Raw genomic sequence first — 22,707 nt, 5'->3', positions numbered from 1 at the left:
ATGTTCGCTTCGCGAGCTCCGCTCAGCACCGATGTTCGCTTCGCGAGCTCCGCTCAGCCGAACAACTGCACGTGCAGCGAGAACGCGGTCGCGATCTCGGCCTGCGCCCAGAACCGGTGGTAGGTGAACGTCGGCGCGGCGCCACCGTTCAGGTAGTTCTCGACCTTCTGCCACTGCGGGTCGTCCTCGTAGAACGACCGGATGGACAGGAAGTCCGCGCCCGCGGCGATCGGGTCGCCGTTGGGCATCTCGCCGCTCCAGCCCGGCGGCACGTACACACCCTCCCCGGTCGACGAGTTGTACTCGTCGTCGAAGCGGCTGTAGTCCGTCCGCGTCTCCGGCACCGCGATGCCGATCGAGTCGGTGTGGGCCAGCAGCGCGTTGAGCAGGCCCTCACCGGTCGTCCTGGCAGCCGCGTTCCCGGACTTCGCCGCGTAGTTCAGCAGCACCTTCGCGTACGAGGCCGCCACACCGACGTCCGTGCTGTGGTTCACCACGCGCACCCGCAGGTTCGCGTTGCTGCCCGGCGACGACGGGTTCCACGTGTCCGGCTGACCGGTCCACTCCATGTCGGACGGGATCTGGAAGTTGCCACCCGTGCCGACCGTCGTGTTCGCGATGGCCCACGGCACCCACTTGTCGAGGATCTTCTTCGCCCGCGCGTCCCCGGTCTGCTGGTACAGGGCGGCGACCCGCTCCAGACCCCAGACCTGGAAACCGAACCAGCGGTTCGACGGCGGGTCGTGCCACACCGGCTGCCAGTCGTAGTACATGCCGTAGAACGTCGACGCACCCGACGGCGGCGTGCCGTACTGGCCGTCCCAGCTGTTCGTGGCGCCACCGGCGATACCGCCGTCGGCGGACTGCAGCCACTGCAGGAACTCCAGCTGCCGGTCCAGGCTCTTCGCCCAGTCCGTCGCCCCCGTCGCCGAGAGCGGCTTCATCGCCGGGTCGTTGGCGAGCGCGTACGCGGCGAGCGGGTTCTGGTAGCCCTGGTGCGCGGCGCCGTCACCGATGCGCCACGCCCAGCCAGCGGACGTGTCCGTCGCACCGCCCCACGCGTAGTACCACGACATGAGGTAGTGCGAGCTGTCCTTGCCGGTGCCCGCCGGGCACGTCGAAGGACCGACGCAGTTGCCGATCTTCTTGAAGTACTTGTCGAACATGGCGTACCGCAGGTAGTCACCCATCTTCGACGCCTTCTTCACGACGTCGGCCACCTGCGCGCCCTTGCCCTGCGCGGTCGCCCACTTGTTGGCGAGGTACGCCACCTGGACGGCACGCGCGTCGGCGTCGGGTGCGTTCGTGTACTTCCACTGCTTGGCGTAGCTCGAGTCCTTGGTGAACAGGTCGAGGTACCCGTTCGGGCCGCCGTGCGCGAACGTGTCGCACGACGGCTGCGGGATGGTCTCCCACACCGACTCGCTCGAACCCCGCTGGTAGGTGTTCATGTACACCGGCGCGGCGGAGGAACCGTCACCGCAGTGGCCGAAGCCGTAGACGTTGTCCACGTCCATCAGCCAGTGCATGCCGTAGATGTCCGACGTGCCGTAGGCGTTCTTCAGCTCACCGGCGATGGGGTCCGAGCCGACCGGGACGTTGTTGTCCAGCACCGCCGGGTACTGGTCCATCCTCGGGTGCTCCGGCGCGTACGTCGCCGGGTCGGCGGCGTTGTACTTGTCGTTCGTCGGCTGGTCGGCGTGGCTGGGGATGATGTACTTCTCCAGCGACGCCCACGCCGCGTTGAACGGCGCCCAGTCACCCTCGAGCTGGCCGTACGCCGCCTCCAGCCACAGGTAGTAGCTGAACGCCTCGGACGTGGTCTGGTGACCGTGGTCCGGCGCCTCGACCATCAGCGTCTCCACCGAGTGGTAGGGCACCAGCAGCCCGCCGAAGTTGCGGAAGTAGCCGCTGTCCGGGTCCTTGATCTTGTTGTACTGCTCCAGGAACGCCGCCCGGTAGTCCGACGCGTTCGCGTCGATCTCCGCCACGTCGAGCGTGGCCGCGGTGAGCCCGGTGCCGGACACCGAGAACGTCGCCGACGCGAGTGCGCCGCCGTTGTTCGCCGACGTGATGGTCACCGGCTTCGCGGTGTTCCAGCTGGTCTGGTCGAACGTGAGCGTCGTCGGGCTGGCGGTCAGGTCGGTGCTGCCCGCGGTGCGTGCCACGGTCAGCGTGACCGAGCCGCTCGGCTGGGTCGCGAGCTTCACGTCCACGGTGGCCGTCGTGCCCTGCCGGAGCCGGACCGTCGACGGGGTCGCGACGACCGCGGGCGCCGACAGCACGCGCACCGCCACCGGCGCCGACACCGTCGCCGCGCCGAGGTTGTCGACCGCCCGCGCGGTCACCGAGTACTCACCGGCGGCCGCGCCCGTCCACGAGAACTGGTACGGCGCGGTGGTGTCGGCGCCGAGCCGGGTGGTGCCCGCGTAGAACTCGACCGACGCGACGGAACCGTCGCTGTCCGCCGCGGTCGCGGCGAGCGGGATCGCCGAGCCGACGGTGTAGGCGGTGTTGTTGGCCGGGCTGGTGACCGCGACCGTCGGCGCCTTGTTCGGGCCGACGCAGGCAACACCGTTGACCTTGAAGTCGGTCGGCGCCCGGTTCCCGGCACTGGTCCTGCTGCCGTTGAACCCGAACGACACGGACGCGCCCGCGTTGATGTTGCGCTGCCAGTCCGCGCCGCGCACGCTCACCGCGCCGCCGGACTGCGTGAAGGACCCGTTCCACAGCTGGGTGATCTGCTGGCCGTCGGCGAAGGTCCACGTGAGGTTCCAGTCGGGGATGACCTCCGTGCCCTCGTTGCGAATCGATACAGAAGCGCCGAAACCGGTGTTCCAGTCGCTCGTGACGGAATAGGCCACGGTGCAGGACACGGCCGCCGCACCGACGTCGGACGCCACCGGTTCGACACCGCTGCTGACCGCGGCCGTGAGTGCCACGGCGGCGGTCAGCGCCGTGACAGGGCGCGCTCTGCCGAAGCGCGCCGGTAGTCGGGATCTCACAGGGTCCTCCTCGAGCGGTTGTACTGCGAACAGGTGGGACCGGCTCGGGGCCGCGCGGGCACACATCGACCCCGAGCCGGGGCTTGGTGGAGCTGGAGGGCGGGTCGCCGGTCGCCACATACCGGCGACCCGCCAGGCCGGTCAGCGCCTGGAGGGACCACCGGGCGCTGACTCACGGAGAGCGCCGTCAGGGGCCCTGCCCCACAGGACGGCGCCGGCCGCGCTGGTGAGCACGATCCGATCGGTGGTCGCCGGCTGGGCGCCACCGGACGGCAGGCCCGAGTAGGACCAGTCGTTGGCGGGATCCCAGGTGCCGCTGCTCGTGACGCGGACCTGGATCTCCTTGCGGTACCTGCTCTGCCCGGCCGGCGCGATGGCGTCCGGGCAGGCGACCTCGACGTAGTAGACGTTCCCCGCGTGCTGCTTCGGCGCCGACGCGGGGCCGCACTGGTTGTAGTTCGTGGTGACGGTCAGCTGCGCGGGCGTCGTGGTGCCGTCGAGGGTGAAGTAGTAGCGGACCTTCCCGCCGGTCACCGCACGGGCAGGCCACGCGGACGTGTTCACCACGTACAGCTTGACCTCGGTGAACGTCGAGCTCTGCTGCGTCGCCGCGCCCTGCACGTAGATCTCCGGGCCCGTGGGGGTCTCCGCGACCGGGAAGTTCGCGAGCGGGGCGCCGCCGTACTCGTCGTACAGCTTCGCGAGCGCGCCGGTGTAGGCGGCGTTGTAGTCGAGCGCGACCTCGTTCGCCACGTAGTCCTGGCGGCTGTCGGTGTAGCCGTCGCTCGAGTTCGGGCCGCCGACCAGCGCGCCGTACAGCACGTGGCGGCTCTGCGCCGGTTCCTGGATGTTGTCGGTCCAGCTGCCGTGCGCGGTGCGGTGGTGCGGGTTGCGCGGCGGGTTCTGCCCGAACCCGACCATGTAGCTGGCGCCGCGCGGGTTCTGGCCGAGCGTGTAGTTGATCTGCCGGACGCCGAAGTCGTGGTAGCGCGCCTTGCGTCCCGGGTCGGTGACGTTCTCGCTGTGCACCAGCGCGACGAACGCGGTGTTGGCCGCGTACCGCAGCGATCCCCACGTGTCGAGGAAGGCGAGGCCGCCGGGGGAGTAGGTGACGCGCTGGCCGTTGACACCGGTGGTCCAGTAGTCGAGCCAGCGGTTGGCGTCGGTGAAGTACTGCGCCTTGCCGGTCAACTCGGCGAGCAGCACGTACGCGCCGTAGGACTTGTCGTCCCACGCGATCGTCCACCGGTAGGACTTGGTGTTCGTCTGCTGCTCGTTGGACAGGTTCGCGTACTCCGCCTCTGCCTTCGCGAGGTAGGCCGCGTCGCCGGTGGCGCGGTAGAGCCAGATCGCGCCCCAGACGAGCTCGTCGTGGTACCCGCTCCAGGAGCGGTAGAAGTTCTGCGCGTCGGTGATGCAGTCGCTGTACTTCCCGCGCCGCTGGTCGGCGAACGCGTAGAGCTGCTTGGCGTGCGTGAGCAAGGTGTTCGCGTACGCGGGGTCGTCGGAGAACACCATCGAGGAGGCGGCCATCGCGGCGGCGGACTCGCCCGCGAGGTCCGAGCCGGGGCAGTTGGCGTCGATCTTGTAGGCGGGGCGGGCCATCGGCATCACCTCGGCCGGGCCCCACCACTGGTGGTCGGCGTTGCCGTTGCCGACCTGCCCGTACAGGACCTGGGGCTGCGGGTGCGCCTTGATCAGCCAGTCCATGCCCCAGCGCAGGTTCGCCTTCAGCGGCGCGAGCTGGCCCGCCCGCTGGTAGGCGGCGGTCTCCTCCAGCGCGCCCCACGCGAGCATGGTCATGCTCGCGCTGAACGGGAGGCCGAACTTGACGTGGTCACCGGCGTCGTAGAAGCCGCCGGACAGGTCGATGCCGACGTCGCGGCCGTCGGTGAGCGCCGAGTCGCCGCGCCAGTTCACGCGGTTGTCCGCGCCGAGGTCGCCGGAGCGTTGCGCGTCGTAGAACCAGATCGACTTCTGCAGCGCCTCGCCGTAGTTGAACGCGGGCGCGGCCACGGCGGTCACGGGTGCCGTGAGCAGACCGGCCAGCACGGCCAGTGCCACGAGCAGGGGTGCAGGGGTGCGCACTGAGTGCCTCCTCGTTGAGGGCTGGGAGCGCTCCCAGAAGCGTAACGCCAGATCCGTGCATTTGGGAAGAGCGGATTCCGCCATCGGGCGGAAAGTGTTGTGCGCGGCGCGAATTCGGAGTAGAGCAGAAAGGTATGAGGCGTCTCGCCACCGCATTGTTGATCTCTGCGAGCGTGCTCGCGGCCTGTTCCGTGCCCGCGCCGACGGCCACCAGAGGGGCCGCCGCGCTGGGCGCTCACATGTCCACAATGGACGAGCTGGTCGACTGGATCGACGCCCGGGCGGGTGCATGTGACCAGGTCAGGGCGCGTGCGATCGACGAGCTGCCCGACTTCGTCGGCCCGGACATCGCCGCGCGCCTGGCGCCGCACGTCGCGGAATGGGCGACCTGTCGCGTATCCGCGGAATTTCCGGTGGTCGGACTTATCCTGTTCAGTGGCGATGAGCAGCGAAAATTTCAGGAATCGTGGCACGACGCGATGCGCGCGGGCGAGATCGCGGAGGGACCGGCGTTCGCCTTCGGCAACGGGTTCGCCGTGTCGCAGGGTTTTCTCGGCACCGCGAAGCTCGGGCTGTTCTACTTCCGGTGCGAGACCGCCGACCCCCGCATCCACCAGGTGCCCTCGGACGTGGCGGGGTGCGTGTTCGCGAACCCGGAGCACGGGCACCACTGAAGCCGCCGCTCCAATGGGGCCCGGGGATCACGGGCTCGAGCAGGTCAGCGCCGGTGCCGCGGTACTGCCCGTCGCGTTGGCCGTCAGGCCGAACGACCGGGTGCCGCCCGCCGGTATCGAGCCGTTCCAGCCCACGTTGCCCACCGTGGCCTGGGTACCCAGGCTGTCCGTGGTGAGCGTGCCGTTCCAGACGCTGTTGATCGTCGTGCCGCTCGGGATCGCCCAGCCGACCCGCCAGCCGGACAGTGCCGTCGTGCCCGGGTTCCGCACGGTGACCTCGGCCTGGTAACCGCCGTTCCAGGAGCCGGTGGTCGCCCACGTCGCCGTGCACGCGCCGTTCGGCGGCTCGCCGGGGTCCGGCGGGTCGTCGACCTCGCCGACACCGGTGACCTCGCCGTTGCCGCCGTCGAACACGACGTCCGAGCAGCCGTAGAACGTCTCCGCGCTGTCGGACCGCTTCCACACCGAGTAGATGACGTGCTTGCCGGACTTGCCGGACGGGAAGTTGCCCGTCCAGTAGTAGTGCGCGTCGACGGAGCCGACGGAGCCGGTCATCGGCGGGTGGTCCGCGGTCAGGAACGGCTGGTCCTCCAGGTCGTCCCACCGCAGCGGGCGGCTCGGGTCGTACCCGTCCTTGGTGACGTACAGGTAGAACCAGCCGGGGTGGGCCGCCCACGCGTTGTACGAGAAGCTGAAGCTCGCACCCGACGTGAGGTGGGTCCGCGGCCAGTTCCCCGCCCGGTCGTAACCCGAGAAGTTCGGGTTGCCGCCCGAGCAGAGCTGGCCGTCCGGGATGAAGCCGCGCGTGCGGCCCGCCCCGTCCGAGCGGAGCACCGAGAACCAGTTGTAGAGCGAGTTGTCCCCGCTCTGCGCCACCGCCGCCGCGCACGCGGAGTTCTTCGGCACGATGTTGCCCTGGCTGGTCCGCCCGTCCTGCCAGCACAGGAACGTCCGGCTCCCGGGTTTCATCATCGCGCCGTGCGCCGCGGCCGGTTGTGGGTTCAGTGTTGCGGTCACCAGGCCGGCCACCATCATGGTGACCACGGCCAGGACCGCTGTCATTGCCTTTCTGCGTGTCATGGTGCCTTCTTTCTGACAGCACTGGGAGCGCTCCCAGTCCCGGCACCATAGCGTGGAGTCCACATCGGGCGAACGCGGCCAAACGAGTGAGAAAGTTCCCGTGACAGGTCATTCTCCGTAACAGACTTCCCAGTCGTCGGGTGCCCGGCTACATTGTGGGAGCGCTCCCAAAGAATCGGACTCCGAAAGGATCACGACGTGGTGATCAAGAATTGGCGGCGCGTGCTGCTGCCTGCTGTCATCGGCGCGGTCGTCGCCGTGGCTCCGGGAGCGCCCTCGGCGGCGTCGGAGCCCGCCGGGACCGCTGCCGAGTACGAGCGGCTCGTGAACGGCGACTTCTCCGCCGGTACCGCCGACCCGTGGTGGAACGGGCCGAACACCCGGGGCGCGGTGACGGGCGGGGAGCTCTGCGTCGACGTCACCGGCGGCACGGTGAACGGTTACGACGCGCTGTCCGGCCAGAACGGCGTGCCCTACGAGGCGGGACAGTCCTACACGCTGAGGTTCGACGCGCGGGCCACGGTCACGCAGCCGATCTCCGCGGTGGCGGGGGAGGCCGTCGAGCCGTACCGGCAGATCGCGCGCACCGAGGTGACCGTCACGCCGGTGAAGCAGACCTTCACGTTCACCTTCGACTCCACACTGGACTTCCCGGCCGCGGGCAACGGGCAGTTCGCGTTCTGGTTCGGCGGCCAGTCGTTCGACAACACGGTCTGCGTCGACAACGTGTCGCTGGTCGGCGGCGTGCTGCCGCCGGGAGGACTGGAACCGGCCGCGCCGCTGCGGGTCAACCAGGTCGGCTACGTGCCGGGCCTGCCCAAGAAGGCGAGCCTCGCGACCACGTCGACCACCCCGCAGACGTGGACGCTGCGCGACAGCGCGGGCACGTCCGTCGCCACCGGCCGGACCACCCCGCTCGGCCGGGACGCGTTGTCGGACGAGAACGTCCACGTGATCGACTTCTCCGCGTACGACCGGCCGGGCAGCGGCTACACGCTGGCCGTCGGGGACGTGGTCAGCCACCCGTTCGACATCTCCGCGACCGCGATGACCGACCTGCGGTACGACTCGCTCGCGTTCTTCTACCACCAGCGCAGCGGCACCCCGATCGAGGCGCAGTACGTGGGTGCGGAGTACGCGCGGCCTGCCGGGCACGTGAACGTGGCGCCGAACCGCGGTGACGACGACGTGCCGTGCCGCGCCGACCTGAACTGCGGGTACACCCTCGACGTGCGCGGCGGCTGGTACGACGCGGGCGACCACGGCAAGTACGTGGTGAACGGCGGCATCTCCGCGTGGCAGCTGCAGAACAGCTACGAGCGCGCGGCGCTGATCGGCGACGACGCGGCGCTCGGCGACGGCACCCTCGCGATCCCCGAGCGGGCCAACGGCGTGCCGGACGTGCTGGACGAGGCGCGCTGGGAGGTCGAGTTCCTGCTCAGCATGCAGGTCCCCGACGGGCGGCCGCTCGCGGGCATGGCCCACCACAAGATCCACGACGAGCAGTGGACCGGCCTGCCGACGCTGCCGCACGAGGACGCGCAGCCCCGGCGGCTGTCCGCGCCCAGCACGGCCGCGACGCTGAACCTGGCGGCGGTGGCGGCGCAGGCGTCCCGGCTGTGGGCGCCGTACGACGCGGAGTTCTCGGCCCGCACGCTCGCCGCGGCGGAGAAGGCGTACGCGGCGGCGAAGGCCAACCCGAACCGGATCGCCGACCCGAACGACGGCACCGGTGGCGGCGCCTACAGCGACGCGACGCTGACCGACGAGTTCTACTGGGCGGCGGCCGAGCTGTTCGTGACCACGGGCCGCTACCGCGCGGACGTGACCGGGTCCCCGCTGTTCGGCGGGAAGAGCCTGGACGTGCGCGGCTTCGACTGGGGCTCGACGGGCCCGCTCGGCGACGTGTCGCTGCTGCTGACCCCGCGTGACCTGTCGACCGACGCCATCCGCACGGCGGTCGTGTCCACGGCGGACGCGCACCTGGCGAACATGGCGACCATGGGGCACCCGGCCCCGTACAAGACCGCCGACGGCGGGTACGAGTGGGGGTCGAACGGCCTCGTCGCCAACAACGGCATGGTGCTCGGCCTCGCCTACGACCTGACCCGCGCCCCGAAGTACCGCGACGGCGCGTTCGCCGCGATGGACTACCTGCTGGGCCGCAACCCGGTGAACCACTCCTACGTGTCCGGCTGGGGTGACCAGCCGGTGCGCAACGTGCACCACCGGTTCTGGGCGAACCAGCTGGACCCGTCGCTGCCGATCGCACCGCCGGGCGCGTTGTCGGGCGGGCCGAACAGCGCGCTGCAGGACCCGGTGGCGCAGCGGATGCTGCAGGGCTGCCCGGCGCAGCGGTGCTGGGTCGACCACATCGAGGCGTACTCGCTCAACGAGGTGACCGTCAACTGGAACTCGGCGCTCGCGTGGCTGTCGAACTGGACCGCCGAGCACGCGGTGCCCCCGGTGTCGGCGGCCGGGTGCAAGGTCGGCTACTCGGCGTCGGCGTGGCAGACCGGGCTGACCGCCCAGCTGACGATCACGAACACGGGCACCACCGCGTGGGACAACTGGCGGCTGGAGTTCGGCTTCTCCGGTGACGAACGGCTGCAGTACGGCTGGAGCGCCACGTGGTCGCAGTCCGGCAAGGCGGTACGCGGCGACGCCGTCTCGTGGAACAAGCGCGTGGCACCGGGCACCTCGGTGACGGTCGGCTTCAACGCGAGCAAGACCGGCACCCACGTGCCGCCGACGGCGTTCACCGTCAACGGGGAGCGGTGCACCACCTGACCGGGCGCGGGCGGTTCACCGGGCCGGAAGTGGCTGGTGAACCGCCCGCGATCGGCTCAGGCTGACTCGCGGCACACCAGTTCGGTCGGCAGGATCACCGGGCTCAGCTTCGCGTCCGGGTCGCGCAGCTGCGTGATCAGCAGCTTCGCCAGCTCGCGGCCCATCTGCTGGATCGGCTGGCTGACGCTGGTCAGCATCGGGTCGGTGTTGCGGGCCAGGTCGGAGTCGTCGAAGCCGATCACCGCCACGTCGTCCGGGACGCGGCGGCCCGCCGCGCGCAGTGCCTTCAGCGCGCCGGCGGCCATCAGGTCGCTCGCCGCGAACACCGCGTCCAGGTCCGGGTCCTTCGCCAGCAGCTCCCTGGTCGCCGACTCGCCGCTGGCCTGGCCGAAGTCACCGGCCGCGACCAGCCGGGTCACGCCCCGCTTGCCGCGCAGCGCCGCCCGGTAGCCCGCGAGGCGGTCGATGCCCGCGGCCATGTCCTGCGGGCCGGTGATCGTCGCGATCCGGCGGCGGCCCTGCCGGTAGAGGTACTCGACGGCGGTCCGCGCGCCCGACTCGTTGTCCGCGTCCACGTACGGCACCGCGCCGACGTCGGACATCGGCCTGCCGTTCAGCGCCACCGGGGCGCCCGCGGCGATGATGTTGCGGGGGAGCGGGTCGTCACCGTGCAGCGAGATCAGGATGACGCCGTCGACGTGGCCGTTGCGGACCTGCTGCTCGACCTTGCCGTGCTGCCGCGCGGTGTTGGCCATCATCAGGTTCAGCTGCAAGGGAGTGGAGGACAGCTCCTGGCTCAGCCCCCGCACGAGGTTGACGAAGAACGGCTCGCCGAACACGCGGTCCTCGGACTCCGACACCACCAGCAGCACCGTGTCCGACCGGCGGGTCACCAGGCTGCGCGCCGCCTGGTTGGGCACGTACCCGAGCTTGCGGATCGCGTCCTGCACCGCCTTGAGCGCCCACGGGCTCACCTCGAGCGAGCCGTTCACCACGCGGGACGCCGTCCCGCGTGACACGTTCGCCTCTATCGCCACCTGTTCCAGAGTCGGGCGCCCGCTCGCCCGCGACCGTCGTCCCTCGCTCACCCCGCACACTCCCGCATTCCGCCATGATACTGGGAGCCTTCCCACCCGGAGGTTCCTTGACTGGGCGTGGCGGACCGAGCACACTGTGGCAGCGGGTACATTTGGGAACGCTCCCATCCAGTTCCACACGGATTTCTCCGGAGGTATGGATGGTGCTCAGGCAGTACTTACGCAAAACGTGGGTGGTGGCGATCGCCGCGGTGGCGCTGGTCCCCGTGAGCCCCGGCCCGGCGCAGGCCGCGCCGACGGGGTTCTACGTCGACCCGCAGACCAGCGCGGCCCGCTGGGTCGCCGCCAACCCCAACGACGGCCGGGCCGCGGTCATCCGCGACCGGATCGCGAACGTGCCGCAGGCGCGGTGGTTCACCACGACCAACACCAGCACGGTCCGCGGTGAGGTCGACGCGTTCGTCGGCGCGGCGGCCGCGGCGGGCCGGATCCCGATCATGGTCGTCTACAACATCCCCAACCGGGACTGCGGCGGCGCGAGCTCCGGCGGCGCCCCGTCCCACAGCGCCTACCGGGCGTGGGTGGACCAGGTGGCGGCCGGGCTCGCCGGGCGGCCGGCGTACATCGTGCTCGAACCCGACGTCCTGCCGTTGATGACCAACTGCCAGGACGCGAACCAGCAGGCGGAGACGCGTGCGTCCATGGCGTACGCGGGCAAGCGGCTCAAGGCCGGGTCCGCGCAGGCCAGGGTGTACTTCGACATCGGGCACTCCGCGTGGCTGTCCCCGGGCGAGGCGGCCGCGCGCCTGCGGGCCGCGGACATCTCGGGGAGCGCGGACGGCATCTCGACCAACGTGTCGAACTACCGCCGCACGGCCGACGAGGTGGCCTTCGCCAAGGCGGTGCTCGCGAACGTCGGTGACAGCAGGCTGCACGCGGTCATCGACACGAGCCGCAACGGCAACGGGCCGCTGGGCAGCGAGTGGTGCGACCCGGCGGGCCGCCGGATCGGCACGCCGAGCACCACCAGCACCGGTGACGGCCAGATCGACGCGTTCCTGTGGGTGAAGCTGCCCGGCGAGGCGGACGGCTGCATCGCGCCGGCCGGTCAGTTCGTGCCGCAGCGCGCGTACGAACTCGCCACCTCCTGAAATACGAGCGAAAATACCGGCGGTCGCCTGCCCGGGCGGCCGCCGGTATTTCGTTCCGGTGGAATTCGACCAAGTTCGCACAATCGGCCTAAGATCGCCGGGCGAACGGCCGCAGGCGCGCGGGAACCGCTCGTACCGTGCGCAGGGATCGCTGAACGGCTCCTGAACGGAGCAATGGGAAAAGGTATTACCAGACAGCGGAACCACGTTCCGTGCGCGCGGCGCGTCACGGACGGTCCAACGACCTTCACGAATGCCGACCGCATCGTTAAGGTCGAATGTTGGGAGCGTTCCCAAAATCTCCCGGAAATTCCCGTGACAAAGGAGTCATCATGCGTTCTGCCTCGGTACGAGGCGCCCCGCGCAAGGGCCTGGCCGTGGCCGCCGCCGTCGCCGCCGCGCTCGCGTCGGTGTCGCTGTCGGCGGGCCCGGCGACCGCCGCACCGGCCCCGCGCGTCGACAACCCGTACGCCGGCGCGAAGGTGTACGTGAACCCCGAGTGGTCCGCCAAGGCGGCCGCCGAGCCGGGCGGCAGCCGGGTCGCGAACCAGCCGACCGGGGTGTGGCTCGACCGGATCGCGGCCATCGAGGGCGTGAACGGCGGGATGGGCCTGCGCGACCACCTCGACGAGGCGGTGAGCCAGTCCGGCGGCCGGCCGCTGGTGATCCAGCTCGTCATCTACGACCTGCCCGGCCGCGACTGCTCCGCGCTCGCCTCCAACGGTGAGCTGGGCCCGGACGACCTGCCGAGGTACAAGTCGGAGTTCATCGACCCGATCGCGGCCATCCTCGCCGACCCCGCGTACGCGAACCTGCGGATCGTCACGGTGGTCGAGATCGACTCGTTGCCGAACCTGGTCACCAACACCTCCGGCAGGCCGACGGCTGTGCCCGCGTGCGACGTGATGAAGCAGAACGGCAACTACGTCAAGGGCATCGGCTACGCGCTGTCCAAGTTCGGCCCCATCGAGAACGTCTACAACTACCTCGACGCAGCGCACCACGGCTGGATCGGCTGGGACGACAACTTCGGCCCGTCGGCCGACCTGTTCGCGCAGGCCGCCAGGGCCGAGGGCAGCACGACCGCCAACGTGCACGGCTTCATCACCAACACGGCGAACTACTCGCCGACCCGCGAGCCGAACTACACCATCGACGACACGGTGAACGGCACGTCGGTCCGCCAGTCGAAGTGGGTGGACTGGAACCGGTACGTCGACGAGCTGTCCTTCGCGCAGGCGTTCCGCCAGCGGCTCGTGCAGGCCGGGTTCGACCCGGGCGTCGGCATGCTCATCGACACCTCGCGCAACGGCTGGGGCGGCAGCGCCCGGCCGGCCGGTCCCGGCCCGCGCACGTCGGTCGACGAGTACGTGAACGGCGGCCGGATCGACCGCCGCATCCACAAGGGCAACTGGTGCAACCAGTCCGGCGCGGGCCTCGGCGAGCGCCCGACGGCGGCGCCCGCGGCGGGCATCGACGCGTACGTGTGGATGAAGCCGCCGGGCGAGTCCGACGGCGCGAGCCGCGAGATCCCGAACGACGAGGGCAAGGGCTTCGACCGGATGTGCGACCCGACCTACGGCGGCAACCCGCTCAACGGCAACAACCCGTCCGGTGCGCTGCCGGACGCGCCGCTGTCCGGGCACTGGTTCTCCGCCCAGTTCCAGCAGCTGATGGCGAACGCGTACCCGCCGCTGTGAGGCGCCGCGGCGAGTGAAGGAGGAGACATGTCCATCCGACTGCGTGCCGCGGCGGTGCTGGCCGCGGCGGCCGCGATGGTGGTCGCGGGAGCGTTGCCCGCGTCCGCGCACGGCAACGCGACCGACCCGCCGTCGCGCAACTACGGCTGCTGGCAACGCTGGGGCAGCGACTTCCAGAACCCGGCCATGGCGACACAGGACCCGATGTGCTGGCAGGCATGGCAGGCCGACACGAACGCCATGTGGAACTGGAACGGCCTGTACCGCGAGAACGTCGGCGGCAACCACCAGGCCGCCATCCCCGACGGCCAGCTGTGCTCCGCGGGCCGCACCCAGAACGGCAGATACGCCGCGATGGACGCGGTGGGCGACTGGAAGGCGGTGAACAAGCCGAGGAACTTCACGGTCAACGTCTACGACCAGGCCCTCCACGGCGCCGACTACTACCGGGTGTACATCACCAGGCAGGGCTTCGACCCGCGCACGCAGCCACTGCGGTGGGCGGACCTGGAGCTGGTCACGTCGGTGGGCAGAACACCGCCGCAGAGCAACACCCTGATCCCGGTGAACGCGGGCAACCGCACCGGCAGACACATCGTGTACACGATCTGGCAGGCGAGCCACCTGGACCAGTCGTACTACTTCTGCAGTGACGTCAACATCACCGGTTGACACCCCGAAAGGAAAGCGGCCACCTTCCCGCCCCATGGCGAGAAGGTGGCCGCTCCACAAGAAGCGGCGGCGGGAGGTCGACGGGATGGCAGGCAGCCACGGACACCAGTCCTTGCCAACCCAACCCCGTGCCCAACCCCCCGCCATCCCGGAGACCACCCCCTCCGGCGAGGACGCCCGTCCGGCGAGGACAGAGCCCACCGTCGCGAAAGCGGCACGAACAAGAGACAAGCCACGGTGTGACCGCACACCGTGGCTTCCCCCGAACCGATGAGCCTTCAGGAATCTGAGAGAGCGGCGTTCACGTCGTTCACGTGTGTCCACAGAAGACCGCACTCGATCGCGACGTACGTCGCGATCCGGCGGCAGCTCCCGGAAGCGACGAGCCGTGGACGCGATGTGATGGCCCGGGCAGGGAGGTCGACGGGATGCAAAAGGAGGTAAAGGAAGGGGAGGAACCACACCCGGGCTCCTCCCGGCAACCATCAGCCCTTCAGGAACTCGAGCAGCGCGGCGTTCACCTCGTCCGCGTGTGTCCACAGCAGACCGTGCGGCGCGCCTTCGATCTCGACGTACGTCGCGTTCGGCAGGAGTTCCCGGAAGCGCCGGGCCGTGGACTCGATCGGCAGGATGTTGTCCGCCGTCCCGTGCAGGATCAGCGCGGGCACGTCGACCTTGGGGATGTCGGCGCGGAAGTCGGTGACCCACGTCGGCACCGCGGCGGACGACGCGTACCAGGACGCGCCCGCGGCCACGTGCCAGCTGTTGCGCAGCGCCTCCTCCGACAGCCGCGTCCCGAGGTTCTCGTCGGTGTTGTAGAAGTTCTTGTAGAAGTCGGTGAAGTAGGCGTACCGGTCGGCCAACACCGCGGCGAGGATGCCGTCGAAGACCTCCTGCGGCACACCCGCCGGGTTGTCGTCGGTCTTGAGCAGGAACGGTTCCAGCGACGCCAGGAACGCGGCCTTCGCGACGCGCGCCGAGCCGTACGTGCCCAGGTACCGGCCGACCTCGCCGGTGCCCATCGAGAACCCGACCAGGACGACGTCGTTCAGGTCCAGCGTGTCCAGGACGACCTTGAGGTCGTGCGCGAACGTGTCGTAGTCGTAGCCGGAGGTGGGCTGGCTCGACTGGCCGAAACCACGCCGGTCGTAGGTGATGACGCGGTAGCCGGCGGCCAGCAGCGCCGCGCTCTGCTTCTCCCACGAGTGGCCGTCGAGGGGATAGCCGTGGATCAGGACGACGGGCCTGCCGCTCCCGTGGTCCTCGTAGTAGAGATCGATGTTCGTGTCGTTCTCGGTCCCGACGGTGATGTACGGCATCGCGCTTTCCTTACCGGACCTGGGAGAACCGATGTTCTCCGACTGTCCGGCACAACCGCGTCGCCGACCGGGGCATTCCGGGACGTGACGCAGCGCACGCCGCGGCGCGGGGGTGGCGGCAGACCCACCCCCGCACCGCGGTCGTCCCCGGTCAGGACGCCGTGCAGCTGGGTGTCACCCCCGTGCCCGTGCCGGTGCCCTGGTAGCCGAACTCGGTCGACTGACCCGGGGCGATCGCGCCGTTGTACGCCGCGTTGGCGAACTGGACGGCGCCGCTGCTGCCCGTTCTCGTCGTGTTCCACGAGTTCACGATGGCCGCGCCGGACGGCAGGGTGATCGCGACCGTCCAGCGGCTGATCGCGGCCGTGCCCGCGGTGACCTTCACGGTGGTGACGAACCCGCCCTGCCACTGGTTGGTGGCGACGGTCGCGCTGCACGCGCCGGTCGGCGGCGGGTCGTCCGGCGGGTCGGTCGTGCCGCCGTTGAGGGTGTCCAGCACCGCGGTGTACGCGGGCTTCTTGTTGTAGCTGCCGTCGAACAGCAGTGGCGTGCCGTTCGGCCGCCACGAGTACTTGTCCGTGACACCCCAGACGGTGATGCCGTTGCAGCGGGAGACGGCGAGGCAGGTCTCGGTGACCGTGCGGTAGTTGTTCGCCTGCGCGGCGCCGGAGCCCTCGATGTCCAGTTCGGTGATCTGCACGTCGACGCCGAGGTTCGCGAAGCGCTGCAGGTTCGCCCGGTAGTCGGACGGCACGGGGGACTGGGCGTTGAAGTGCGACTGGAAGCCGACGCAGTCGATCGGCACGCCGCGGCTCTTGAAGTCCTGCACCATGGCGTAGACGGCGTTGCTCTTCGCGTTCTGGCCGTCGGTGTTGTAGTCGTTGTAGCAGAGCTTCGCGGCCGGGTCGGCGGCCCGGGCGGCGCGGAACGCCTCCTCGATGTAGCCGTTGCCGAGCCGCTGCTGGAACGGCGACTGGCGCCGCGTGCCGTTCTCCTCGAAGGCCTCGTTGACCACGTCCCAGGAGTGGATCTGCCCCTTCCAGTGGCCCATGACCCCGTTGATGTGGTTGACCATCGCCGAGCGGAGGTTCGCCGTGTCGAGCCCGGAGACCCAGCCGGGCAGCTGCTGGTGCCACACCAGCGTGTGCCCGCGCACGCTCGCGCCCCGGCCGCGCGCCTGCGTGACGATGCGGTCGGCGTTCGCGAAGTTGAACGAGTTCCTGGACGGTTCGACCGCGTCCCACTTCATCTCGTTCTCCGGCGTGACCGAGTTGAACTCGGTGTTCAGCACGTTCACGTAGTCGGCTTCACCGAGGTGGTTCGCGGCCACGGCGGTGCCGAAGTACCGGCCCTGCGCCGCGGCCGCCGCGCCGAGCGTGGTGGCCGCGCTCGCCGAGGTGGACATGACGACCACCCCGGCGCAGGCCACCAGGCCCGCGGCGGCCAGCACCAGGACCTTCCTGGCGGTTTGTCTGATCATGACTGCTCGTTTCCTGGCGGTGAGAGGATGCGGTTTCCGCGCAACGCTGAGCAACGAATCGATCGCGATCGGCTACAGCTGAACTGATTGTGCGTGCGCCAGCGAAGAGCTGTCAATCATGGATTTCCGGAACATTATCGGAAAGTTTCGGCTGCTGCGAGAAGTTCCTTTGTTGTTTCACAAGGCCGATCGGGCCGTGATCGAAAGCCGAGAGTTTCGTGAAACTATCGGGGTAACGTGTTGCCGTCCCCGCCGCCGCTCATGCCGACGCGCTTGGCGTAGCAGGCGTCGGCGGACAGCCCCTGCCCGTCACACCAGGCGTTGGCCGCCTCCGGTGTGGCGTACGGGACCGCGACGATCGTCACCCAGAAGTCGGTGCTCGAGAACGTGGCCCAGTCGCCGCTCCAGAGCAGGCGGACGTCGGAGTACGACGCGCGCAGCGCCATGTGGTCGTCGAGGATCGCGTCGTCGTCGTACCGCACGCCGTCGACCACCATGCCCAACCGCTTCGAGCTGAGCTGTGCCACCCACTGCCCCTCGACACCCGACAGCAGGACCGGCATGTCGGCGTCCGCCAGCTCCCGCAGCTGTGTGCCCGCGTCGGCGGACGTGCTGTCGAGCGGCGCGGTCGAGTCCGGGAACGCGGTGCCGGACGGTGCGAGTCCCGCGCCGGGCAGGCCGCCGTCCGGCGCGGGCCCGGACGTCACCGGGGTGTCCCAACCGGTCGCCGGGTCGGCGGCAGGCGGGTAGGCGTACGCGCCCGCGTCGTCGAACCCCGGGTCCTGTCCGGCGTCGTCGATGCCGGCCGACAACGCCACGCCGCCCAGCACCACGGCCGCGCTGACGGTGGCCGCGAGCAGGAACTGCCGGTTCCTGCGGCGGCGCAGCAACCGCTCCGTCATCGAGTACGCGGGCTCTGGTTCGGGCACGCGTGCCTGCGGTGGCCCGGCCGGCGGTTCGGGCACGCACAGGCACGGTTCGCGGCGGGAGCAACGGGAGCAGAAGGTCATCAGCCGACCGCCAGTTCGGACACCGCGATCTTGTCGGTCGCGGTGAAGCCGTTCGTCGGCGTGCCCGGCACGCTCGCGAGGACGACCAGGTCCACGTGCGCCGTGACGACCGGCGGGAAACGCAGCTCCTGCGGCTCGCGCGAGGTCGACGACGTCGCGAACGTGTGCTCCACGTACGTGCCGTCGTCGAACACGAACCGCGCCGCGGAGATCTTGCGGCCCTGCACGTACCGGTCCGTCCCGTCGTAGGGATCGGTCTTGGCGAACCCGGGCACCACGGCGATCCAGCTGATCTGCGCGGGCTGGGCGAACGTGATCCGCAACCGCGCCCCGGTGCCCGCGCCGTCGCACCGCCACGCGGTGTCCACACGGGAGTCGACCGCGTTCGTGGCCTCGTACGTGAACGGGTTGCCCGCCGAGTCCACACCGGGCCCCGACGTGCAGGTGGCCGTCGCGCCGGCGATCGACACGACCGAGGCCGCCGGTGCTCCGCTGTTCAGCGGCGGGACCGCGGCGGGGGTGTCGTCGGCGTCCCCGCCCGCGGGCGTGTCCACCACCCCCGCGGCGAACGGCGCACCGGCCGGCGCCGTGCGGTCGCGTGCGAGCAGGACGCCCGCCGTCACGGCCGTCGCGACGACGAGGGTCACGACACCGGTGAGCACCAGAGCGCGCGTCATCCGCCGCTTCCCGGAGTGGAACGGGGGAGGCGTGTCGAGTACCGCGACCACCGGTGGGAGTGGCCGCGGGTCGGCGACTGGCTGGGGTGCGAACGCGACGGTGTGGCCCGTGCCGGCCGCGGTGCACGAGCACCCGTCCGCGCCGCGTCTGCGCAAGCAGGTCGCACAGAATTCGGGCATCGCGTGATTTCCTTCCGGACCGGTTCGGCTGACTGCTGATCCGTCGAGGCGGCGCGTGTTTCCGTTACCGGTTGACGCCAGGAAATCCGCGCGGTGGGACGTTGTCCGGACCGTTATCAAGAGTTCATTAACGGCGTCCCGCCCATTCTCGATACGTCGTTCGTGCCCGGCTACCCCACCCAGTCATGTCGAGGAGACCCTGTGCAGGACGACGACAAGCAGATCCCGGCGGCGGTGGTCAGGGAGATCACCGCGACGCTGACCGACGCGTTGACCAGCCTGCGCGCGGAATTCCGGGACCGTTCCGAGCAGGTGCTCGCCGCGGAATGGCGGGCGGGATTCGCCGACCGCGTCGGCTGGCTCGACGACGCCGGCTGTTATTTCAAGATCGCCCACGCGCTCACGGTCGTGCTGGACGTCCTGGAATTCGCCGGCGCCGAGAATCGCACGAAGATGTTGCCGCACCTGACCGAACACTGGATGTACTCGGTCATCGACCCGTTCTCGAAAGATCCGGACGACTACGGCGACGCGGTGCTGGCGTCGTTCGACAAGCGCGGCATCCCGCGGCCGCCCCAGCACCAGCACTTCGACACGGCGGGGCAGCGCGCCGCGGTGTTCGGCGTGGTCACCTCGATCACGGCGGTGCACAGGTACCTCGGCGGCGGCCCGATCACCGACGACCTCATGAAGGTGCTGCGCGTGCTGTGCGTCGCGGCGCACGCGGTGAACGCCCCGGAGCCGGTGTGGCGTGACCTGGAACGGGGCACGGTCACGCGCGACGCCGCGAGACCGGCGGGGTACGAGTGGCCGAACGACCTCGCCGAGGAGATCGTCCGCACGGAGATCCGGCTGCGCGAGCAGATCGCCGCGCGGGCCGAGCAGCACGACCGGATGGCCGAGTCGACATCGGCCATCCTCAACGACCTCGAGAACGGAAAACTCAGCGCCGCCACCGAGTCGATGCTGTCCGCCGCGGGGATCACCCTGGCCGGCTTGAAGGCGGTCATCGCCCACCGCGCCGAGTACCAGCGCAGCGGCATGTGGAAGCGGCTCGTCATGGGTGCGGCGGACAGTGATCTCTCCGCCGAGCGCATGCGCATCACGAAGCTGTGGCGGAACAAGGTCAACCAGGCGCGCACCGCCGTCGCCGAAGCGCGGGCGCGCAGGGAGCAGGTGCTGCGGGAGCTGTCCCGGGCGCTCGACCTGTTCGCGCCGGGACCGTACTCGCTGGTGCCCGACGAGCTGCGGCCGCAGCAGACCTACATCGGCCGTGTGCTCGCCGAGCGCGGTGGGTCCGAACGGACGCCGCACACGCTGTGGACGAACATCCTGCTGGAGGACGCGGACTGGCGGTTGCCCCAGCTCGCCAACAAGCACCCGAACGTGGTGCTGTTCAGCGACGAGAAGGACCTGCCGTACCAGCAGGCGTGCACAGGCGCGCGGAACATGGTGCTCGACAAGATGTCCAGGACCGCGCCGGGGCAACTGCTGCTCACCTGGATCGACCCCGTCGGCCGGGGCCAGAGCGCCGGCCCGTTCCTCGAACTGCTCGAGGGCGACAAGTCGCTCATCGACGAGAAGGTGTGGTCGGAGCCCGACGAGATCGCGACCGCCCTGCGCAAGGTCAGCGACCGCATGAGCGAGCTGGAACAGCGCTTCCTCAAGGACACCTTCGACGACCTCGAGAGCTACAACGAGAAGGCGGGCTCCCTCGCGGAGCCGTACCACATCGTCGTCGTGACGGGTTTCCCGCGCGGCTTCACCGAGGAGTCGGCGCAGCGGCTCAAGCAGATCACCGAACAGGGCGCCCGGCTGGGGATCTCCGTGGTGACGGTCCTCGACCCGGCCGCCCGGTCGGAACTGGGCATGACGGTGTCCAAGGCGCACTCGTACCCGGTGTTCGCAGGCCGGGTCAACCAGTACCGCGCCGGGCTGCCGCCGTGGTGGGGCGCGGCCACGTTCCCGTTCGGCATCTGGGTCGTCGGGCACGCGGGCGGTCCGTACGCCCCGATCACGGTCGGCCCGGACAGTTCCGCGTGGACGCGGTGCGAGTTCCCCGTCTTCACGGCCGCGGCGGCGAGCGAGATCGTCAACGGGTACGCGCTCGAGAGCGGCAAGGTCGACGACGTGGTGATCCACTCCGGCAGCCTCGCCGCCGAGGAGGACGGCGCGTCGACCACCCAGTCCAGTGTGGACATACCGCTGGGCGTGCGCGGCCGGGGGACGCGGGTGGACCTGCGGCTCGGCAAGGACCTCGCGCAGCACGTGCTGGTCGGCGGCCTGCCCGGCTCCGGCAAGTCGACGCTGTTCCACACCCTCATCACCTCCTCCGCCCGCCGGTACTCGCCGGAGGAGCTCGAGATGTACCTGCTCGACTTCAAGCAGGGCGTGGAGTTCCAGCCCTACGCGGAGGGCGCGCTCCCGCACGCCAGGGTCGTCGCGGTCCAGAGCGAGCGGGACTTCGGGTTGTCGGTGCTCAGGGGCCTGCGGGACGAGATCGACCGGCGGGCCGCGCTGTTCCGCGCCACCGGGTCGGACCACCTCGCCGAGCACCGGGCGAGGACGGGTGAGCCACTGCCGAGGGTGCTGGTCGTCGTGGACGAGTTCCAGGTGCTCTTCTCCGAGGACGACGCGCTCGCGCACGAGTGCGCGCGGCTGCTCGACCACGTGGTCCGGCAGGGCCGCGCGTTCGGCCTGCACACCGTGCTCGGCACGCAGACGCTGCGCGGGCAGGGCACCATGAGCCTGTTGCGGAGCACCCTGGACCAGGTCGCCGTGCGCATCGTCCTCAAGACCGGCGAGTCGGACTCCCGGCTCTTCCTGGCCGACGACAACCCGGCGGGCGCCCGCCTGTCCCGGCGCGGTGAGGCGATCTTCAACGCGGACGGTGGCCGCCCGGAGGGCAACGTCGAGTTCCAGGTCGCGTTCACCACCGACGAGGCACGGGGCGCCGTCGTGCGGCAGTCGCGTGAGCAGGCCGACGCCGCGGGGTTCACCCGGCGGCCGCTGGTCTTCGACGGCACCAGGAAGATCACCGTCGACGACGACGAGCAGGTCGCCGCGTGGCTGGACGGCCGGGCGACGCCCGCGCGCAAGTCGATCCGCCTGCACGTGGGGATGCCGGTGGCGATCGGCGGATCCGGCGCCGTGGAGCTGTCCCGGCGAGGCGGCAGGCACCTCGCGGTCGTGCACCGGGACGCCTCGTACGCCACCGGTGCGGCCATGGTCGCCACGGTGACCGCGGTGCGCTCGAGCGCGGTGCCGCCCCAGGTGACGATCGTCGAATGCCTCGGCGACGACGAGGACCACGCCGAGGAGTTGCGCGCGCTCGCCGCGTGGCGCGGTGCGGTGACGTGGGGGCGGCGGCGCAAGGCGCTCGCCGGCACCCTCGCGGCGGCGGCGGCCGAGGTGCGCAGGCGCGTCGAGGACGACGACTACGGGGCCCAGCCCTGGCTCGTCGTGGTGAACGCACTCCAGCGCGCGCGTGAACTCGACGGCGAGCCGTCCTACGACACCACCGGTTCGCCGCGGGACGACCTGCTCGCGGTGCTCGCGGACGGGTCGGAGGTGGGCGTGCACGTGCTCGTGACCGCCGACTCGGTCGAGACGATCGAGCGGCGGCTCGGTCCCGGCACGCTCGAGCACTTCGGCGCCCGGCTGCTCGGTCAGTGCTCGGAGGACACCTCCCAGCGGGTGCTCGGCTCGGCCGCCGCCAGCAAGCTCGGGGTGGCGTACGCGCTCCTGGACGAGCCGGAGGACCACCGGCGCGAGACCGTGCGCCCGTTCCCGTCACCGGCGCCGGCGTGGGTGGCCGCCGCCACCCGCGACTGACACATCCGAG

General features: G+C 70.4%; 14 protein-coding genes. 6 read left to right on the top strand and 8 right to left on the bottom strand.

The window, feature by feature from the left end; translation table 11 throughout:
- Window positions 1-53: 53 nt before the first annotated feature.
- Together ACYQ77_RS27750 and ACYQ77_RS27745 are read right to left on the bottom strand one after the other, a co-directional pair.
- Complete coding sequence (locus ACYQ77_RS27750) at window positions 54-3,005, bottom strand: glycoside hydrolase family 48 protein (protein ID WP_459716344.1); 2,952 nt, start codon at window positions 3,003-3,005, stop codon at window positions 54-56.
- Window positions 3,006-3,146: 141 nt separating this feature from the next.
- Complete coding sequence (locus ACYQ77_RS27745; RefSeq protein ID WP_459716342.1) at window positions 3,147-5,093, bottom strand: glycoside hydrolase family 9 protein; 1,947 nt, start codon at window positions 5,091-5,093, stop codon at window positions 3,147-3,149.
- Window positions 5,094-5,341: 248 nt separating this feature from the next.
- On the opposite strand from ACYQ77_RS27745, the gene ACYQ77_RS27740 reads away from it, so the two are divergent.
- Window positions 5,342-5,767, top strand: coding sequence for a hypothetical protein (locus tag ACYQ77_RS27740; RefSeq protein ID WP_459716340.1), 426 nt, complete (start codon window positions 5,342-5,344; stop codon window positions 5,765-5,767).
- Between the two features lie 27 nt (window positions 5,768-5,794).
- On the opposite strand, the gene ACYQ77_RS27735 is transcribed toward ACYQ77_RS27740, so the two are convergent.
- Window positions 5,795-6,829, bottom strand: a complete 1,035-nt coding sequence (locus ACYQ77_RS27735) for a lytic polysaccharide monooxygenase auxiliary activity family 9 protein (protein ID WP_459716339.1) — start codon at window positions 6,827-6,829, stop codon at window positions 5,795-5,797.
- 216 nt (window positions 6,830-7,045) lie between these two features.
- On the opposite strand from ACYQ77_RS27735, the gene ACYQ77_RS27730 reads away from it, so the two are divergent.
- The gene (locus ACYQ77_RS27730; RefSeq protein WP_459716337.1) at window positions 7,046-9,637 is read left to right on the top strand and encodes a glycoside hydrolase family 9 protein; all 2,592 of its coding nucleotides are present in this window, start codon (window positions 7,046-7,048) and stop codon (window positions 9,635-9,637) included.
- A gap of 56 nt (window positions 9,638-9,693) precedes the next feature.
- Here ACYQ77_RS27730 and ACYQ77_RS27725 read toward each other — a convergent pair whose 3' ends face one another.
- Window positions 9,694-10,674 carry a LacI family DNA-binding transcriptional regulator gene (locus tag ACYQ77_RS27725; RefSeq protein WP_459716336.1) on the bottom strand — a complete coding sequence of 327 codons (981 nt, stop codon included), beginning with the start codon at window positions 10,672-10,674 and terminating at the stop codon, window positions 9,694-9,696.
- Window positions 10,675-10,874: 200 nt separating this feature from the next.
- On the opposite strand from ACYQ77_RS27725, the gene ACYQ77_RS27720 reads away from it, so the two are divergent.
- The 3 genes from ACYQ77_RS27720 (at window position 10,875) to ACYQ77_RS27710 (ending at window position 14,197) form a co-directional block, all read left to right on the top strand.
- Entirely contained in the window at window positions 10,875-11,825 is a 951-nt protein-coding gene (locus tag ACYQ77_RS27720; protein WP_459716334.1) for a glycoside hydrolase family 6 protein, read from the top strand.
- A gap of 332 nt (window positions 11,826-12,157) precedes the next feature.
- Window positions 12,158-13,525: a glycoside hydrolase family 6 protein gene (locus ACYQ77_RS27715; protein ID WP_459716332.1), complete on the top strand. Its 1,368-nt coding sequence runs from the start codon at window positions 12,158-12,160 to the stop codon at window positions 13,523-13,525.
- Window positions 13,526-13,552: 27 nt separating this feature from the next.
- On the top strand, window positions 13,553-14,197 hold the full coding sequence (locus ACYQ77_RS27710; protein WP_459716330.1) for a lytic polysaccharide monooxygenase auxiliary activity family 9 protein: 645 nt from the start codon (window positions 13,553-13,555) through the stop codon (window positions 14,195-14,197).
- A gap of 485 nt (window positions 14,198-14,682) precedes the next feature.
- On the opposite strand, the gene ACYQ77_RS27705 is transcribed toward ACYQ77_RS27710, so the two are convergent.
- The 4 genes from ACYQ77_RS27705 to ACYQ77_RS27690 all read right to left on the bottom strand — a co-directional run bounded on the left by ACYQ77_RS27705 (window position 14,683) and on the right by ACYQ77_RS27690 (window position 18,683).
- Window positions 14,683-15,516, bottom strand: a complete 834-nt coding sequence (locus ACYQ77_RS27705; RefSeq protein WP_459716329.1) for an alpha/beta fold hydrolase — start codon at window positions 15,514-15,516, stop codon at window positions 14,683-14,685.
- A gap of 151 nt (window positions 15,517-15,667) precedes the next feature.
- Entirely contained in the window at window positions 15,668-16,996 is a 1,329-nt protein-coding gene (locus ACYQ77_RS27700; protein ID WP_459716327.1) for an endo-1,4-beta-xylanase, read from the bottom strand.
- A 224-nt stretch (window positions 16,997-17,220) separates the two neighbouring features.
- Window positions 17,221-17,961 carry a hypothetical protein gene (locus ACYQ77_RS27695; protein ID WP_459716325.1) on the bottom strand — a complete coding sequence of 247 codons (741 nt, stop codon included), beginning with the start codon at window positions 17,959-17,961 and terminating at the stop codon, window positions 17,221-17,223.
- Between the two features lie 44 nt (window positions 17,962-18,005).
- The gene (locus ACYQ77_RS27690) at window positions 18,006-18,683 is read right to left on the bottom strand and encodes an NADase-type glycan-binding domain-containing protein (RefSeq protein ID WP_459716324.1); all 678 of its coding nucleotides are present in this window, start codon (window positions 18,681-18,683) and stop codon (window positions 18,006-18,008) included.
- A 381-nt stretch (window positions 18,684-19,064) separates the two neighbouring features.
- Between ACYQ77_RS27690 and ACYQ77_RS27685 the strand changes: the two genes are divergently transcribed.
- Window positions 19,065-22,697 (top strand): FtsK/SpoIIIE domain-containing protein, encoded by a 3,633-nt coding sequence (locus tag ACYQ77_RS27685; RefSeq protein WP_459716322.1) that lies wholly within the window; start codon window positions 19,065-19,067, stop codon window positions 22,695-22,697.
- Window positions 22,698-22,707: the final 10 nt, after the last annotated feature.

It is taken from the genome of Actinophytocola sp. KF-1 (assembly GCF_054661535.1).
Note: the sequence above shows the minus strand (reverse complement) of the source record. Positions and strands in the feature narration are given on the sequence as shown.